This is a genomic window from Desulfosporosinus sp. Tol-M2 (genome assembly GCF_059735615.1).
In genome coordinates, this window is record NZ_JCAIJG010000102.1 from 61,299 (window position 1) to 78,916 (window position 17,618).

General features: G+C 42.2%; 16 protein-coding genes, 1 other RNA gene and 1 pseudogene. 5 read left to right on the top strand and 13 right to left on the bottom strand.

What is annotated here, in order from left to right; translation table 11 throughout:
* Positions 1 to 13: 13 nt before the first annotated feature.
* Positions 14 to 727 (bottom strand): hypothetical protein, encoded by a 714-nt coding sequence (locus tag AC6I5A_RS07295; protein ID WP_497900576.1) that lies wholly within the window; start codon positions 725 to 727, stop codon positions 14 to 16.
* Positions 728 to 747: 20 nt separating this feature from the next.
* A complete protein-coding gene (locus AC6I5A_RS07300) occupies positions 748 to 1,026 on the bottom strand; it encodes a hypothetical protein (protein ID WP_052167952.1) in 279 nt (92 codons plus the stop codon).
* Positions 1,027 to 1,170: 144 nt separating this feature from the next.
* Between AC6I5A_RS07300 and AC6I5A_RS07305 the strand changes: the two genes are divergently transcribed.
* Positions 1,171 to 2,199, top strand: coding sequence for a phospholipase D-like domain-containing protein (locus AC6I5A_RS07305; RefSeq protein ID WP_034613608.1), 1,029 nt, complete (start codon positions 1,171 to 1,173; stop codon positions 2,197 to 2,199).
* Positions 2,200 to 2,368: 169 nt separating this feature from the next.
* On the opposite strand, the gene AC6I5A_RS07310 is transcribed toward AC6I5A_RS07305, so the two are convergent.
* The 4 genes and pseudogenes from AC6I5A_RS07310 to panB form a co-directional block, all read right to left on the bottom strand.
* Positions 2,369 to 2,995, bottom strand: coding sequence for a histidine phosphatase family protein (locus AC6I5A_RS07310; RefSeq protein WP_034613610.1), 627 nt, complete (start codon positions 2,993 to 2,995; stop codon positions 2,369 to 2,371).
* 44 nt (positions 2,996 to 3,039) lie between these two features.
* Positions 3,040 to 3,214, bottom strand: a non-coding RNA gene (gene ssrS, locus AC6I5A_RS07315) — 6S RNA.
* 51 nt (positions 3,215 to 3,265) lie between these two features.
* Positions 3,266 to 3,352, bottom strand: a pseudogene (locus tag AC6I5A_RS07320) (IclR family transcriptional regulator); the annotation flags it as partial.
* Between the two features lie 118 nt (positions 3,353 to 3,470).
* Positions 3,471 to 4,304 (bottom strand): 3-methyl-2-oxobutanoate hydroxymethyltransferase, encoded by an 834-nt coding sequence (gene panB, locus AC6I5A_RS07325; RefSeq protein ID WP_034613613.1) that lies wholly within the window; start codon positions 4,302 to 4,304, stop codon positions 3,471 to 3,473.
* Between the two features lie 105 nt (positions 4,305 to 4,409).
* On the opposite strand from panB, the gene AC6I5A_RS07330 reads away from it, so the two are divergent.
* Both AC6I5A_RS07330 and AC6I5A_RS07335 read left to right on the top strand, forming a co-directional pair.
* Positions 4,410 to 4,781, top strand: coding sequence for a TIGR04086 family membrane protein (locus tag AC6I5A_RS07330; protein WP_034613620.1), 372 nt, complete (start codon positions 4,410 to 4,412; stop codon positions 4,779 to 4,781).
* 202 nt (positions 4,782 to 4,983) lie between these two features.
* The gene (locus AC6I5A_RS07335; protein ID WP_497900577.1) at positions 4,984 to 5,514 is read left to right on the top strand and encodes an FmdE family protein; all 531 of its coding nucleotides are present in this window, start codon (positions 4,984 to 4,986) and stop codon (positions 5,512 to 5,514) included.
* Here the strand turns inward: AC6I5A_RS07335 and lgt are convergent.
* The 3 genes from lgt to AC6I5A_RS07350 form a co-directional block, all read right to left on the bottom strand.
* Positions 5,411 to 6,196 (bottom strand): prolipoprotein diacylglyceryl transferase, encoded by a 786-nt coding sequence (lgt, locus tag AC6I5A_RS07340; protein ID WP_034613622.1) that lies wholly within the window; start codon positions 6,194 to 6,196, stop codon positions 5,411 to 5,413. The two genes, AC6I5A_RS07335 and lgt, sit on opposite strands and share 104 nt — an antisense overlap.
* Before the next feature lie 222 nt (positions 6,197 to 6,418).
* Complete coding sequence (locus AC6I5A_RS07345; RefSeq protein WP_034613624.1) at positions 6,419 to 6,658, bottom strand: DUF2922 domain-containing protein; 240 nt, start codon at positions 6,656 to 6,658, stop codon at positions 6,419 to 6,421.
* Positions 6,659 to 6,728: 70 nt separating this feature from the next.
* Complete coding sequence (locus tag AC6I5A_RS07350; protein WP_034613627.1) at positions 6,729 to 6,953, bottom strand: DUF1659 domain-containing protein; 225 nt, start codon at positions 6,951 to 6,953, stop codon at positions 6,729 to 6,731.
* A gap of 346 nt (positions 6,954 to 7,299) precedes the next feature.
* Between AC6I5A_RS07350 and nagA the strand changes: the two genes are divergently transcribed.
* Together nagA and AC6I5A_RS07360 are read left to right on the top strand one after the other, a co-directional pair.
* Positions 7,300 to 8,499, top strand: a complete 1,200-nt coding sequence (gene nagA, locus AC6I5A_RS07355) for an N-acetylglucosamine-6-phosphate deacetylase (RefSeq protein WP_052167953.1) — start codon at positions 7,300 to 7,302, stop codon at positions 8,497 to 8,499.
* A gap of 120 nt (positions 8,500 to 8,619) precedes the next feature.
* Positions 8,620 to 9,975 (top strand): TrpB-like pyridoxal phosphate-dependent enzyme, encoded by a 1,356-nt coding sequence (locus tag AC6I5A_RS07360; RefSeq protein ID WP_034613628.1) that lies wholly within the window; start codon positions 8,620 to 8,622, stop codon positions 9,973 to 9,975.
* Positions 9,976 to 10,208: 233 nt separating this feature from the next.
* Here the strand turns inward: AC6I5A_RS07360 and AC6I5A_RS07365 are convergent, their stop codons facing one another.
* The 4 genes from AC6I5A_RS07365 to AC6I5A_RS07380 form a co-directional block, all read right to left on the bottom strand.
* The gene (locus tag AC6I5A_RS07365) at positions 10,209 to 11,660 is read right to left on the bottom strand and encodes an ATP-binding response regulator (RefSeq protein ID WP_497900578.1); all 1,452 of its coding nucleotides are present in this window, start codon (positions 11,658 to 11,660) and stop codon (positions 10,209 to 10,211) included.
* Between the two features lie 338 nt (positions 11,661 to 11,998).
* Entirely contained in the window at positions 11,999 to 14,653 is a 2,655-nt protein-coding gene (locus AC6I5A_RS07370; protein WP_034613631.1) for a cation-translocating P-type ATPase, read from the bottom strand.
* A 627-nt stretch (positions 14,654 to 15,280) separates the two neighbouring features.
* Positions 15,281 to 16,702 (bottom strand): MFS transporter, encoded by a 1,422-nt coding sequence (locus AC6I5A_RS07375; protein WP_034613632.1) that lies wholly within the window; start codon positions 16,700 to 16,702, stop codon positions 15,281 to 15,283.
* A 177-nt stretch (positions 16,703 to 16,879) separates the two neighbouring features.
* A complete protein-coding gene (locus tag AC6I5A_RS07380; protein ID WP_034613633.1) occupies positions 16,880 to 17,116 on the bottom strand; it encodes a 3-methyl-2-oxobutanoate hydroxymethyltransferase in 237 nt (78 codons plus the stop codon).
* Positions 17,117 to 17,618 lie beyond the last annotated feature (502 nt).

Genomic DNA, 17,618 nt, shown 5'->3' on the forward strand with positions numbered 1-17,618 from the left:
CAGGGTTGGTTATTTAAATATCATAACTCTTATTAAACTGGATCTGATAATCAACCGATAAAAGCGTGTTTTGAATTTTTAGGCGTGGTGACAGATCAGGAAACATAGCCTCTATAGTGCACGTTATTATACCCTGTGTTTCAACAGCCAAATGAATTATTTTTTTATGTGGAGGCGTTCTCTGTAGTATGATCGAATAATTTCCAGAGGGTTGTTGTACTCCTTTAAGTTCTATTTTTTTAGGAAGTTTGGCCATGGGTAAAAAGTCGTCGGTTTGGATTTCAAAAGGATGGGCGCTTTCTAATTTGAAACGGATTATATAGGGTTCACTTATATAATTCAGTTTGAAGGAGATATCGAGGGTTCTCTGAGAATTTTTGTTTTTTTCTACCACGGATGTATCGACGCTTATTGGGGAGAATTCATTCAGTATGGGTAAAAATTGACTCTTTCCTTCTTGCCCGTTCAGATCATGCACGACCTGGAGGGGCAGACGTTCATCAGAAAAAATATGAACCAATCCATCAGTATTACCTGACCACTCTTCACGAACTGTAACTTTCTGAGGGTAATCGCTTGTATAAATTGGAACTAACCCTAGTACTGAAATAAGCAGACCAATCATGATAAGCGCAGGCTTTCGAGCATGAGCCAAAAGTTTTTGTGAAAGTTGGTTGTTTGTGAATGCGACATGTAACGCGGCTAAGAAAAGGGGAATCATAAGCAAACTATAAATTCCCAGGAAAATCATAGAATAATTGTGTATCGCCAGCCATTTTGATTTAATACATAACTAATATACTGGGCTGCCGCCAGCTCCGACTTACTTCCCGCAGGTCGAGGTCCAATTTTTTGGGCGAGATGCTTAACATGCTCATAAGCCCTCGTCGCAGAAAATTCAGCTGTAGAATCATTGGGCATCTTGGGTATCGGAATCATTGTAACTTTCGGATAAACCAACCAAGCAATTGCCATAAGACTCAAAACAGTCATTAAGATGAACCCGTTAGTCTTTAACAACTTCATTTTTTTATGCCCTTTCGAGATATTAACTCGCTTTGCGAATCTTATGAAAGACTTAGAAGCGTTATGCCTCTCAGAACTATTCACCTCTTGGACATTTATGGTATACTAATAAAGATATTATTAGCCTTGGGAGAAGTAAGTACCATGTTAAAACCGAGATTCGTCAGTCCTATTTTTTTTCTTCTGTTATTCAGTATGTTGTTAATAAGTGGATGTTCGTTTAAACCTTCGAAACTTTTTCCTGAACCAGTCCCGATTTCCGACCTGCCCGCAGAAGCACTTTTTATTGATAAAGATGCAATCTATAATCGAACGTTAACCCTCATTCAGTCCGCCCAAACGTCCATTTACGTTGAGCAGGCTGAGTTTGATGACCCTGGCCTTGTTCAGCTTCTTCTTACAAAATCTCGTGCGGGGATTGATGTCCGTATCCTCCTGGACCAATGGCAAAAAGTAAATCGGGTAACTCTGGATCTATTAAAGAGTGAAAATGTATCAATCCAGTTTTATCCTGCACAAAAAGGACAAATTAATCATACCAAATACTTAATTGTTGACCAAAACGTGGCTATGATCTATGGACCACCTTGGACTGCCGATGGGTTGCTGGCCCATGATCTTGCGGTAGAGTTATCCGGAAAATCCGCTTGGAAAACCGCAAATCTATTCTCAAAGGATTGGGAATTTACCACAACTTTCCCCTTGAACGTACCCAAAACATCCTCTCTACCGGATGATATGATTGTCTTAGCCACCAGCGCCAAAATTAAGCAACAGCTTGTCGAGCAGATATCAGCCAGTACAAAATCCATCTGGATAGAAATCTCAGAAATAACTGATACTGATCCTGATATAATACAGGCCTTAATTGATGCTGCTGAGAAAGGGCGGGACATACGTCTTATTTTAGATCGAGCTTTGGTGAGTAAAACACCTACTACCCTGGAGAAATTAAAGGTCAAAAATATTACCATCCGATATTTCCCGAGTCAGACACCACTCGGGATGCATTTAGCCATTTTTGACAACTCGTCTTTTTTGTTAAGCAGTTCAAACTGGACACGTTATTCATTTGTCGCCTACCATGAATTTTCCATTACTGTTCCCTCTCCTTTAGCATCCGCCAAATTAGGCGCTATGTTTAATCAGGATTGGGAAAAAAGTACTGAGTAACGAATTAAATATTATATCTGTATATTTTCTGCATATTAAAATAGGCGTAGAGACAGGCTTGATTTATCCCTACGCCTATTTTGAGTTCACATCGTTTGAATCCACTTTCAAAGAAACCCCTTTTCCTTTTCGTAGGAGTTCCATGTTTTGCTACCCTCTTCTTGCTGCCCTAATTCATCTCTAATTCGTCTAAGTGCTTGCAATCCCCTATGAGCCTTGGTGTCCATTGCTGTCCAACGACCTCGAAGATGTTTAAAGCCGTATTGTGCTGCCACGGTGTTTTTGCCCACTCATGAACCTTAAAGCCTAGTGCTTTCGTGACTATCATCTTTAAAGTTAACCCATGTGTTACAACACAAACCGTCTCTTCCGCATGGAGCTTAAGAATTTGTTGTAAATAGTTCCAAGCCCTTTCCATTAACAATCTCATGTTCTCGCCACTGGGTGTGGTGACAAGATGTGGCTGCAAGTCCCAAATTCTAAAGACATCCGGATTCTCTTCTCGTAAGTCTTGCCAGATACGCCCTTCCCATTCGCCAAAGGCAAACTCGCGCAGCGCAGGATTTGTAGTTATTGTTTCAAGCCCAAGTTCACAACGAATCTCTTCGGCAGTACCTATTGCTCGAAGGGAATCACTGGAATAAATGCGCTCAATTCCCTCGTTCCTTAGTCTGACTGCCAAGGAACGGGCCTGAAGTATTCCTTTTTCTGTAAGCGGAGAATCCAGACTTCCTTGCACTCGTCCTTCGATGTTCCATATGGTCTGGCCATGACGCGTTAGTAGGATTCGAGTCATTAATACACCCCTTAATATGATAAGGGCAGGGAATATTCCCTACCCTTCCCCAACTTGCCGTAAGACTTCAGGTTTCTGACCCCGCTTTCGCAGGTGGGCACCTAGTTCAAACTTTCCAACTTCCCTAGAAAAGGGCCTGTTGTAATAACTTAACATTTAGTTCCCTGTCACATTATAGGATCAAAACCATGATAATCCATACGCACAAGTCAGGTTGCATTTATATTATATCACTACAGTGCAAAAAAATCTCGAGCAAATGCTTGGAAATTATCGCTTAGGCATTTTTTCCTCAATCTCCGCTAAACGATCTTGAAGTAAGGCAATGGCCATTTCTTGATTACGCACACGGCGGCGATGAGTTTTTTCCTTCAATCTCAATGTTAGTCCTTCCTTCCATCCAAATTTATTATAGCAAATTTTAAGAAATAATCTACACAGAGATCATTTATAAATATCCTATTTACCAGTTAATTTATTTATTCCCATAAAGATTTATAAAAACCCCATCTGATAGAGTAAAAGTATGTTCCTCAGCTGGAAATTGACCTGATTTTACCTCTTGATGATATAACTGGATCGCTTGGACTGCATTCCGCCCCAGTAAAGCATATTGTTTGACGAATTTAGGTTTAAATCGTTGGTAGAGTCCCAAGATATCGTGAAACACAAGAACTTGCCCATCACAATCAAGCCCCGCTCCAATCCCAATCGTAGGTATTGTCAGCTCAGTGGAAATCTGTTTCGCCAATTGCCTCGGTATTGCCTCCAGGACCAGTAAAAATGCACCCGCTTGTTCTAAGGCCAGAGCATCTTTCGCTAACTGCTTGGCACTGGCCAGGTCTCGTCCCTGAACTTTAAATCCGCCAAGTTGATTTGCTGTTTGGGGAGTCAGTCCAATATGCCCAACAACGGGAATACCCGCTCGGGTGAGGGCTTGAACGATGGAAACAACATTTAAACCCCCTTCAAGTTTTACCGCATCCGCTCCCCCTTCTTTGATCAATCGTCCGGCATTCATCAGAGCAAGATCAATGGAAGCGTAACTCATAAAGGGCATGTCGGTAATTACGAATGTTTGTGACGCTCCCCTGCGGACTGCTTTGGTATGATGAAGCATTTCTTCCATCGTTACCGGTACAGTTGAATCATAACCAAGAACCACCATACCCAAAGAATCTCCGACCAGGATCGTATCGATACCGGCTTCTTCGGTCCACTGAGCAGAGGGATAATCATAAGCTGTTAACATGCTGATTTTCTCACCGGCTTGTTTCATTTTAATAAAATCAGGGATCATCTTTTTCATTTCAATTCCTCCTTAATTTTAATAGGTCATTGTATCGAATAGTATAAACTTGTCATACTCCAGTGAAATGAAGCATAGGTAGTTATTATCAAAGGAGGGATCATCATGTTAAAGTCCTTTCAGTTCAGCTTAATTCTCAAAGGCATTCTCATGGCATCCATCTTGGCATTGTTGATATCTCTGGTATTTGGGGTCCTACTCTCCTACACATCACTCCCTGAGTCCGAACTGTCGATCAACATTATCTTTGGCACAAGTATCTTCGTCGCTGCTTTTATCACAGCTTACCAAGCAGGCACAAGGGGATTGTACTATGGATTGGCTGTCGGCCTAGGATTTATCCTTCTGGTATTTATCATATCTTTAATTTTTGGGTCCGATACACCATCTTGGCTAAAAATGGGAGAGAAAACTATCATAGCACTAGTTTCGGGTGGTATTGGTGGAATCATCGGCGTGCTTTTACCTCAATCCTAAGCAGAAGATAAGAAAAATCCTTAAGGGAAGAGGGGCAATCCATTTAGGATTTCGCTCTTCTTTCGTCTTTGTCCAAATTTCAATTTTTCATCGAAAACTCCTTCATTTATATAGCAATTTATTTAAATTTTATGAAGTACTTTTCATTTGACCTCGACAGTTATACAATGAAAACAAAACAATTATAGAGGAGAACCAATCTATGTGTATAGAAAAATCGCCTTGGGAACAAGTCATTGATTTTCACGGTCATACCTGCCCTGAAATATCTTTGGGTTATCGAGTGGCGCAGATTGCAATGCGCGAACTGGGAATTCGCCCCGCCCCAAATTCGGAACTCTCGGTTATTGCAGATACACATTCCTGTGCCCTTGACGCCTTCCAGGTGTTAAACCATGTAACCTACGGACGCGGAAATTTAAAAGTCAATGAAAAAAAAAGCCATATTTATCACTTTCAATATAGCGGTACATCCGAGGGATTGCAGATCTCCATAAATACAAAAATGCTGGAACACCTTGCAGTGGCTCACGATCACTTAACTACACGTGAGAAACAAAATAAAAATTTGGAAGCCATCCAATCCATTCTGGGAACCGAAGAGACACTTTTTTGCACCATTTTGAAAGTCAAACTGCCTCGTGTTGTCGATCTCTCCGCATTCTCCAAACCAGAAGCAACAGAGCAATCCCTACCGCCACCACACTGCTCCATTGCGCCGCAGTCCAGTTGAATAAAAACCGCAGGCTATCCCCCCGAAGACTCTCTATAAAGAATCTTGAAAGATTATATAATACCATGTACAACAGAAAGATCACGCCAGATGGCCATTTTCTCAATTTCAAAATCATGAGAAGAGCAAAGATAAGCACATCCACTTGCCCTTCCCATACTTCCGCAGGCCACAGAGGTTGGTTTCCATATGTGCCTCGAGCAATCGTCCCGACAGGATAGAGAATTCCATAATCTCCTCCAGTCGGTCCTCCAAATGCGTCACCATTCAGAAGATTTGCATCCCGTCCAATCGCCTGGGCCAGTATAAGCCCTGGGGCAGCTAAATCCGCTAATTCCCAGAAAGGTAACTTCTTGATGAAGAGGTAAATTCCGCCGACTAATAATGCGCCGATCACACCCCCTTGAATCGAAAGCCCCCCATGCCAGATGGCTATTATTTCGCCCGGATGCTTACTATAAAATGCCCAATCAAAAAAGAACACCTGCCAGAAACGAGCACCCAATAAACCTGCAATTAGCAGAATAGGGGCTAAATCCAAAAATGGTTCCATATATTCCGGTCGCCCTTCAACTTTGGCAAAATATAGTGTTATGCCTACTCCTACAATAAAGGCCAACGCTAATATTGTTCCGTAGGCACGAATAGGAAAACTACCTATATAGAACCAGTACTGATGCATTTTTTCCTCCTACGCAATAAATCTAGATAAATCTAGGTTTTCTAACTTCAATATACCCGTTTATCACTTATAACATAAGGACAGATCCGAAGTCAAATAACGCCCACTTATTGAAGTGGGCGTTACGTCGTTTGGGTTGACAGGGACTGGCGCCGTGCAAGTGTGAGGACTGTTCTTGACTTGCAGGCCTTTTCCGACTGTTGCACTGCCGAATATGGTATTTTACGCTACTGGTTGATCATAGAGATCATCCGTTGTCGTATCGACAACTTTAATATCTCGTTTGGAAATGAGTTCACCACCGGAAGTCAGGAAAATATTCTTCGCGATGATTTGCTCCATGACGGCTTCGATTTGGGCAGCCGTCAAACTCTCCTTAGGTTCCGGTAAAGTTATTGTCACCGCATTACCTGAGGCATTGTTGAAAATCATTCTCAGGACCTTTTTAGTTGTACTTGCCATTAGTATTCCTCCTTTCTATTCTTACTCCTTGCTTTAAATTCTCTAATACCCTAAATTCATCGTTCTATTCCTACGACTCCGTTAAATCGACGCGATTGTCTCTACGCACTCCGATTAAAGGGTAGTCCTGAAGTCCATAAAGGGCAACGGCAACATCATATACATCTTGGTCTGGCGCGTTAGATTTCACATTGGGGAAACTACGCTGACTTAGTTTGGGTGAACCTTGTGCAGTCAAGCCAGTTTGATAAGTTACGACCATCACAGTGTCTTTAGTGCTTGCAATAACAGGCATTTTATTCACCTCCTTTTAAAATAATAGAACAAACACTCTCGATACAAAAAGCAGCCGATGTCTGCCGACTGCTTTCCAATGACAAGGGTATTCACAAATCTCCAGGGCAGATAGAGATCGTGTGGACCGTTCCCTGCCCGAGAATGTTTGTCCTAATCTTAGTATATTGAATAACTTAGTTTCTGTCACAGATTGGTGTATACTGGGAATAGAATCACACCTGGCCCCTTTTAATTTGGGCTATTGCTTCGTTCATAATAACGCTTTGTCAATTTATCCGGCAATATAGCCACGACGATGGTCCATCCTAACGGATATAGATATGGTCATATGGGGAGGCATTCTTATGGATCGAGGTTTGCTGCGCGGCGCAACATTGGTTTTGCCGGATCGTATTTGCTATGGTGGAATGATCTGGCAAGATGCTATTCTAACGGAAATCTTTGAAGAAGCTTCGCCAGTCCTTCGGTTAGGGCGACAGGCAATGCAGGAAACAACTGTGTGGAACATGGCAGGGGATCTCTTGATCCCCGGTTTGATCGATACGCATGTGCATGGGGCCGGCGGCTGCGATGTCATGGATGGTACCACTGAAAGTTTACAGGTCCTAGCAGAGGCTCTGCTTAAAGAAGGCACAACCGCTTTTTTGCCCACAACGATGTCATGCAGCCTAAAACAACTTAAGAGGGTGTTCCAAAATGTAACGGATTTTCAACGAGGTCACTTCCGGGGGGCGGAAATCTTAGGACTTCATTTGGAAGGACCCTATATAACAAGGGAGTTCCGAGGCGCGCAAGCCCAAGAAATGATTTGGGATGGGGCCAAGGACGGGAGTGCACAATTCTTGGCAAACCTGCTGCGCGATTATCCGAATCTCGTTAAAATACTTACGTTTGCCCCGGAGCGACCGGATGGGCAAGAACTTGATGAGGTTTGCCTGGCGCATGGCGTAATCTCTTCAGCCGGACATACAGCAGCCGATTTTGCTCAGATGGAGCGGGCAGTACAGTGGGGTGTGCGGCATATTACCCATGCCTTTAATGCTATGCCCGCAATTCATCACCGTAACCCAGGTTTATTAACGAAAGCTTTACTGGATGATACAATCACCATGGAAATCATTGCTGATGGGGTGCACCTCCACCCGGCAATGCTTCAACTGATATTCAGGAATAAACCGCCGGAACGGGTTAGTTTGGTCTCGGACGGGACTCGAGCCGTAGGCTTGCCGGACGGAGAATACGAACTTGGGGGACAAAAGACCATTGTACGCCACGGCATAGCCCAATTGCCTGATGGAACGATCCCCGGTAGTACCTATCCCTTGCGTCAGGGAATAAAAATGTTGACGCAAAAGCTGCAATTCCCGTTACCGGAGGCCGTGCGTTATGCCACTTTAAATCCCGCCAAACTTTTAGGGATTGATAACCGGGTTGGCAGTCTCGAAATAAACAAGGACGCTACTTTTATCCGCCTGTCATCAGATTTTGATATTAAACAGGTCTGGTTGCAAGGCCAGTTAGTGTTTGAGGCAAAGGGAGTCTAACCCCAAATAATTGAATCCCTTTTTCCCGAATTAATTAGCAGGAATATGACTAAAATCCTCGAATAATACAAATGATTTCATGTAAACAATCAAAATTAACAGAGGAGAGGTTAAAGCCAGATGAGCGAAACAAAAATCTATCTCAGCGAGAAGGAAATCCCTACAAATTGGTATAACATTATGGCCGATATGCCCAACTTACCTAAGCCACCCCTTAATCCACAAACTATGCAACCTGCCGGACCTCCAGATTTAACTCCTATTTTCCCTATGGACTTAATTATGCAAGAGGTTACACAAGAACGTTGGATCGTAATTCCGGATGAAGTCCGTGAACTATATAAATTATGGCGTCCAGCGCCCCTAGTCCGCGCTTACAGGTTAGAAAAAGTCTTAGATACACCCGCTAAAATCTTTTATAAATATGAGGGAGCAAGCCCTGCGGGCAGTCACAAACTGAATACTGCCATTCCCCAAGCCTACTATAACAAACAAGCCGGTATTAAGAGGCTCGCCACAGAAACTGGAGCCGGACAATGGGGAAGTGCGCTTGCCATGGCTTGTAAATTCTTCGGTTTAGAATGTATTGTTTATATGGTTAAGATCAGCTATCAGCAAAAACCTTATCGTCGCTCCTTAATGCAAATTTTCGATGCCGAGGTTATCGCGAGTCCCAGTGACCGCACTAACGCCGGTCGACAAATTTTAGCCAAAAGTCCCGATTCATTGGGAAGCTTGGGTATGGCTATTAGCGAAGCTGTTGAAGATGCTGCCGGTCGTGAGGATACTAATTATGCCTTGGGCAGTGTTCTGAATCATGTTATGCTACACCAAACCATAATCGGCCAAGAAGCCAAAGCCCAAATGGAAAAAGCTGATGCCTATCCGGATATTGTCATTGGTTGTTGCGGTGGCGGGAGCAATTTCTCCGGACTTGGATTCCCCTTTGTTTACGACAATCTTACTAAGGGTAAAAAGGTTAGGCTTATTGCCGTTGAGCCTGAAGCTTGCCCCACCTTAACCAGGGGTGCGTTTGCCTACGATTTTGGTGATGTTGCTGGAATGACACCACTTTTATCGATGTATACACTAGGTACAGAGTTTATGCCGGCAGGAATCCACGCCGGTGGTTTACGCTACCATGGAGATTCCCCTCTGGTATCCCAACTTTTACACGATGGCCTCATTGAAGCCAAAGCCGTCAATCAAATAGGGATTTTTGAATCTGCCTTAACCTTTGCCCGCTCCGAGGGAATCATCCCCGCCCCAGAGTCAGCGCATGCTATCAAAGGCACCATTGATGAAGCTTTAGCTTGTAAGGAAAGCGGCGAAGCCAAAACCATTCTTTTTGGATTAAGCGGACACGGCCACTTTGATATGACAGCTTATGAGAACTATTTGTCAGGACAGATCCAGGACTTCAGCTTACCTCAGGAGGCTTTGGATAATGCGTTGAAGAGTTTACCGAAGGTCTGATTGGTCAAAGTGGCATACGGGTTTGTAGGAACAATACCGGCACTCATCAGGTGGAATATTATGGATTGCATAAAAATAGAAAGAGCACTACCTTTTGCGAAAGGATTATCGTGCTCTTTCTAGCTTTTCCATCGCATTAGGATACGGCTTTTGTCCCTATTGCAGAAGAAAGCTATAATTTTTCGGAGCCTTCGGATTTGTGATAGCACTGCCAAATGGTGCGACAATATTGCTTACGCTGACTTAATTTTCTTTTGCTGCTTAAACCGAACGAAAAAGGTCGTGCCTGATGGGCTTGTATCAATTTGGATTGCAGCGTTATGTCTCGCTGAAATACTGAAACAAGTGGCCAACCCCATCCCAGTGCGGTTTTCTTTGGTAGTGAAAAAAGGTGTTCCCATCTTCTCCAAATCCTTAGTTTTGATGCCACTACCCTCGTCTCCCACGACCAAAACGGCATCTTCACCATCCATGAATGTTCTAATAGTCAACTTCCCACCAGCAGACATGGCTTCCATTCCGTTCCGAACCAGGTTAAAAATGAGCTGGTAAATTTCTTGCTCATCAAGAAGCAAGACTTCCGTATCCTGAAGATCCACTATGATGTCCTTGTTACTAGCTATTGCGTCCGCCTGAATCAATGGATATAGGTTTTCAATCAGCCTGTTCATACTCAAGGGTTGTAAATACACAACCTTGTTTTTAGCCAGGCCAATAAATTCCGTAATAATGGCATTTGCCCTGTCAAGCTCCTCAATCATCAGTTCACAATAGCCCTTAAATTCTGTAAATTCTTCTTTTTCCCCCAGTAACTGGAGGAAGCCTCGAACTGTGGTCATTGGGTTTCTGATTTCATGACCGATCCCCACAGCCATTTGTCCCACAAGATCCAAACGCTCCAAGCAGGCTATTTCCTTTTCGAACATCCTTCGTTTAGAAATATCATGATAATTAATAGATAAACCTTCGTCAGACGGATAAACATGCACTTCATACAGAATATCAGAATGAAGGTGCTCAAAATGCGAAGCTTCCTTTCTGGTCTTTGCCTTTGCAAAAAAAGAGTAATGTTCTGGGAGTAATGCCGGGAATAGTTCCCAAATATTTCGGCCGATTAATTCTCCCTTACTCTTCTGCCAAAATTTCTCGGCCTCTTTATTGACAAAGATGAATTCCCACTGGTGATTTAAAGTAAAGAAAACATCCGTGATACTTTCGAGTATATTAGTAAGCTTCTGGCTGGTCTTCCTGAGCTTTCTCCCAAGTTGCTGCAGAAAAATATTTTGGAGCATCGTTTGCTGAGATTGAAGGTGTATTTTAACGAATGCTTCCACCTTCAACTTTAATGTTTCGGGGTGGAATGGTTTAAACAAATAGTCAATCGCGCCCAAGTTATATCCCTGTACAATATTTTCCTCGCTCTTGCAAATTGCCGTGATAAAGATAATGGGTATATTCTTATTTTTTTCTCTTGCCCTAATGAACCTGGCTGTTTCAAAACCGTCCATTCCCGGCATCTGCACATCTAGCAGAATCATGGCAAAATCATCTTTCATTAAGTATCTCAAGGCATCTTCTCCGGAACTGGCAAAAATCAGATGGTAGTTTAGCGATTTAAGTACTGCCTCTAGAGCAATCAAATTCGCCTGGTTGTCATCAACAATTAAAATTTTGATTTCTCCCATTTTCTTTGTCACCTCATTTTTCATTTTCTCATAGACGACTTCCGTATCTCCATCGTAATATAGCCAATATTCTCCATTAAGCCACATGTCTCAACAGATATTGCTTGCCTTAAGATAAATGCACCATCATTCCCATTGTTTCCTATATATTTCTCTTCAGAATTAGACAGAGATAATAAAATATCCTTCAAACATAATGTCGAATAGATTTGAAAACTTTGTGATTCTCTGCAATATTATGTTAAATATAGTCAGTAAATAGATCGACACTAGGTCATGGTTTATTGGTTCTGTTTGTTATAAGAGGGGCGTGGTTGCATAATTTCATAATCTTATTCTTATACGTTTCTTCGACATTTGAACCCTTTGATTATTTCATTGATGACCAGCGGAATTAATGCTAAGGCAAAGACTATGGCCCAGTCATTTGGAGAGAGAATCTGAAGCTTAAAAGCAGAGGATAAGAATGGAACGGATATAACCACAAGTTGAAGAAGGAGTCCAAGGACAATAGCGCCTATTAGTATCATATTCGAGAATACCCCAACCTGGAGTATTGATTTCCGCGTGTCTCTCATTGATAAGGAATAAAACAACTGAGAAGTGGCCAGAACAACAAAGGCCATAGTCCGGGCATAGRTTAAAACGTTCTCGGGGATGTCCTTGGAATTTAAACTATAACCAAATTCTTTTAAACCAAAGTAGAAAGCGCCTAAGGTAAAAAGGCCGATCAATGTGCCGCCCAAAACAGCTCTCCAGCCGGCACCTTGAGCAAAGAAGCTTTCTTTGGGATCTCGGGGTTTTTGTTTCATAACATCCTTGTCACTGGGATCCATTCCAAGGGCAATAGCAGGCAGCGAATCAGTAATCAAGTTAATCCATAAGATTTGGGTGGGGAGGAGAGGAATGGGCCAGAAGAATAAGACAGCAGCCAATATCGAAATTACTTCGCCCAGGTTACAGGATAATAAGAAAATCACGGATTCCTTGATGTTGCTATAGATATTTCTGCCTTCTTCAATCGCATGAACGATGGTCGTGAATTTATCATCTGTCAGAATCATATCGGCGGCATTCTTGGAAACATCTGTTCCTGTAATCCCCATCGCTATACCGATATCCGCGCTCTTTAAAGAAGGAGCATCGTTGACGCCGTCCCCTGTCATAGAAACAATATTTCCTTGATACTTATAGGCTTTAACGATCTTAACTTTATGTTCAGGTGAAACTCTGGAAAACACACGATAATTATCGATTAAGCGAGAAAGTTCTTCCTCGCTTAATTCATCGATTTCTGTTCCTGTAATACTTTGTTCGATAGAGTCAGCGATACCAAGCTCTTTAGCAATAGCCATCGCCGTTTGTTTATGATCCCCGGTAATCATTACCGGAGTAATGCCTGCCATTTTCGCTTCCTTGATGGAATCCTTAACCTCAATGCGCGGGGGATCAATCATGCCCACGATCCCGAGGACTGTTAAGTCCTTTTCCATTTCTTGCGGGTTAATAAGGCTGGCCGTATCTTTATAAGCTGCTCCCAGAACCCTCAATGCATTATTAGACATCTCTTCAGCGATTTTTAATATATCGTTTTTCATATCTTCACTGAGAGAGACTACTTTTCCGTCGACAAGGATATTCTTGGCGATTTTCAGAATATTGTCGATAGCTCCCTTAGTGTGTACTCTGTAAGCAGCATTTTCCTGATTCAAGGTGGACATCAGCTTGCGGTTGGAATCGAAAGGGTTTTCTCCTACCCGTTTGAACTCTTCGTTCAGATTTTTTTTGCTCAGATTGTAACGGTCACCCAGGATAATAAGTGCTACTTCCGTAGGATCTCCGGTACTTTCCTCCTTTTCAAAGGTAGCATCAGAGCATAATACAAAAGACTTAATTAATTCTTTTTCATCTATACTAGCTTCAAAGCCGGCGCCTTCAGAGGGGATTTCTTTGAGGTTATTCGAGGTGTAGAGTTTGACAACCGTCATTTTATTTTGTGTCAGAGTCCCTGTCTTATCGGTGCAAATGATATTTACCGAACCCAGGGTTTCGACTGCGGGGAGCGTTTTCACAATGGCATTGATTTTAGACATTCTTGTTACGCCGAGTGCCAAAACAATGGCAACTATCGCCGCAAGTCCTTCCGGGATGGCGGCAACGGCCAAGCTAATGGCAGTTAGTAAAATTTCATATACATTTCTGTTCTGGAAAAAGGTAATGACAAAAATCAGGGCACAAATGCCAATGGCAATAAATCCCAATACTTTTCCCAGTTCTTCCAGTCTCCTCTGCAGAGGAGTCATTTTTTCCGTCTCCTCATCCAAGATCCTGGCAATTTTACCTATCTCGGTGTCCATAGCGGTTGCAACGACAATACCTTCGCCGCGGCCATAGGTTACCATAGTAGACATGAAAGCCATATTGGATTTATCACCAAGAGGTGTTTTAGGATCTTGATAGGTTGCCGGGGCGTTTTTTTCAGATGGAACCGACTCTCCCGTTAAAGCAGATTCATTGATCTGAAGATTAGCACTCTCGATGAGCCTGAGATCAGCTGGAACAAATCTTCCGGTATCAAGAACAATAATATCACCGGGGACAATTTCTTCGGAACTTATTTCTTCAATTTTCCCGTTTCGCTTAACTATAGATTTCGGCGCAGTCATTTGTTGAAGTGCTAGAATGGCTTTTTCGGCCTTGTACTCTTGAACAACCCCCATAACTGCATTGAGTATAACGACTAAAAGTATGATAAGAGCGTCTATATACTCATGAATACTAATAGTAAACACTGCAGCACCGAGTAAAACATAGATGAGCATGTTCTTAAGCTGAGCGAAAAACAACGCAACCAGGCTTTTCTTTGGCTTACCCTTAAGTTTATTCTCTCCGTGTATTGCGAGCTTAGCTTTGACTTCTTCGATTGAAAGGCCTTGGTCTGGATTAACTTTAAATTCTTGTAATACTTCTTCTACTGATTTAGAAAACCACATTATCAAACTCCTCTCATGTTACTCAATAAGTTTTCTTTATTAATTGTTTCCACAACTTGGTGATAGAAACCTGTGTCTTTTCTTTAGGTTAGTACAATTGTAGCTTTTGTCAATAACTTCTTATTTGGATAGTTCCTCCTCAACATCATATCCATAAATAGCTGCCTTAATCCCAGGACCCCATTTAAAGCTACCGACTTACGTTTCATTGATTAAACCGATCATGATACATACATAGCCCGCACCATAATCAACTCATGGTTGAAAAGATCCGTTCTCTGCAAACCACTTTTCAAATTTTTATCGAAGGTAATCCGCACATTGCCGTTAGAATGAAAGAAAGGTTCCCCTGAATGAATTTAATAAATAGAATTTCGAAGCCATAACGCAGTAAACTATGTGAGATTTCGTACTACATATAGTGATGAGGATAGCAATTTTAGGTATTATGAAATCAAGATTTTTTCGGCAAAGGCTTTTCCAAGGCCTGAGGATGCGCCTGTAATAATCGCTATTTTCATGAGGTTTATCATCCTTTTATATCCTTATAATAATAAGATAGAGTAGGAGAATGCCGTTTTAGTTGAGGAGCCAAACTCCACAGTCCCGTACGAGAGTTTAAGACTTTTAGTAGTCTTTACTTCCACATACAGGAATATTGTCAGATGATCGATTTGCCWTCTGGGCCTTAACAAAAAGGCAGGCTACAAAGCAAAGTACAGATAGAAAAGCGGCCATAATATAAGCATCCTGCATAGCTAGCAAGTGTGGAAAAGGAGTATCCGGCAAAAGATAAGAAGCCTGTCTGACGGTAAGTACCGCGCTGCCGATAGCTATACCTATAACCATACCCACATTACGTGTGGTAGCCAGAACACTGCCAGCAATGCCCAGACGTATTTTGGGAACAGCTCCCATTATTGCACTATTGTTTGGAGATTGAAACATGCCCGTTCCCAGGCCGAAAAGGCTCAGTCGCCAGGCTACATCGGAGGGGAGAAAATCCGGACCCATAAATGAAAGACTCAGTGCTCCCAGGGCGCAAAAAATAGCTCCAGCGGAGGCGAGCAGGCGGTTGCCAATTTTATCTGAAAGAGCCCCGCTCAAAGGCGCTATTAGCAGTACGGTCAGAGGGAAGGCGGTCATTGTAATTCCCACTTTTGAGGGTGCAAAACCAAGCTGCTGTTGTAAATAGAAGGGGGTAACGAAAACAATAATGTACTGGGTCATAAAATGAAAGAGAGCGGCAATGTTCCCGGCTGTAAAGGCATGGCTGCGAAACAGGCCTAACTCTAACATAGGTTCCGTTGTTTTTCGCTCCTGAATGATGAACAACGCTCCTGTAATAAGGGCCAAAAACCCGATTGGCAGTATTAGCTCCGACCATTGATAATATTGCCCCCTGCTGATGAAAAACAAAAGAGAAGCCAGGCAAATAAGGGCCAGACAGGCTCCGGCCCAGTCAAATTTTTGATCGATAAGTTTTCCTTTTTCCGGTAATAACTTATAGCATACCAAAAACGCTATTATGCCTATGGGAATGTTTATAAAAAATATGGTTTTCCATCCCCATAGATCTAAAAGCAGTCCGCCCAGGCTGGGTCCCGTAGCCAGTCCCAGGGCAACTACCGTACCCAACATGCCCAGCGCTTTTCCTCTTTCCTGCGGGGGAAATGTTGCGGTAATAATGGACGCGGCAAGGGCCGAAGTCATTCCGGTGCCGATAGCCTGAATTGTCCGGAAGACAATAAGCGCTCCAATATTCCAGGATATACCGCATAAAATGGAAGCAATAGTAAATACATTAATACCCACCAGAAATATGCGCCTAAAACCAAACATGTCACCCAGCCTGCCAAAGCTAAGCTGAAAGCTGCTCAAGACTAACAAATACGACATGCTAACCCAACCAACCATGTCCACGCTAACTTTAAAATATTCTGACATGCTGGGGAAGGCAACATTCACGGCACTGGCATCAATTGGACCCATTAATACCGTTATCAGAACTGCTATTAAAACATGCCACTTTGATGTTGCCTTCTTCATTGTGATTGTCTCCCCTGTTTTAAGTACTCTGGGCAGGGTTATTCGGCTTTTGGCTGGCTTTTGAATTATCGTTGTAATTAGTGACAGCACTTGGTTCGGGCTGAAAGATAGAATATCCTTTTTTAGCTATTCCAACTATTATAAAGTCTTTACAGCAAATGTAAATACCTTGTTATATTATAATAAGTTTTTTAATTGCTTTAATTCATCAACATTCATTTTTCGCACATTGTTTTCTTGGGGGAATACTTTGTTTTCAACTTCATGTTTATATTTTTTTACTGCTTCGAAAGTAGAGTTTTTATAATCTGCATATTCTTTAACATGTAGAAACTTTCTTGGAGTCATACCAAGTAAATCGTTAATTACTTGAACCTGTCCGTCACAATATCTTCCTGCTTCAGCATAAATCAAAAAAACCTCCTAACACTAGTTTAGAAGGCATAATGGTATAGTAAAGCCCCCTTTCCGTCTCAGTCCTTTAAAGGTACAAGCGTTCAGGTATAAATCTTTTGCTCAGCGCTTTGACCACATATCGATATGGTCCTTTCTGGTACCATTCGGATTGTCTTAAAGCTGAAGTTGAATGTAACTTTATACTACCATATCGCTATCATCGGATCAATTTATCATTTTCTTGACAAGTTTAATGAGATAAATCCTATTAAACTTGTTAAGTTAAGGACAATTGTCATCGACAGCATTTTATACTTTTTTGCATCGAGCTAACCTTCTGTTTTAATGTTTAGGTTTGGGAATTTGTATTAATATTTGACAAGAAATATGAGGGTCCGCCGTCTGCCGGTGACCCTCTTTATTTGCCGGAATAAATATAAGTTGGTTACTGGACACGTACCCCTGGTATTTCATAAGTCTAACGATTAATTTTATTAAGATCATTATTTGCATAGTGTTG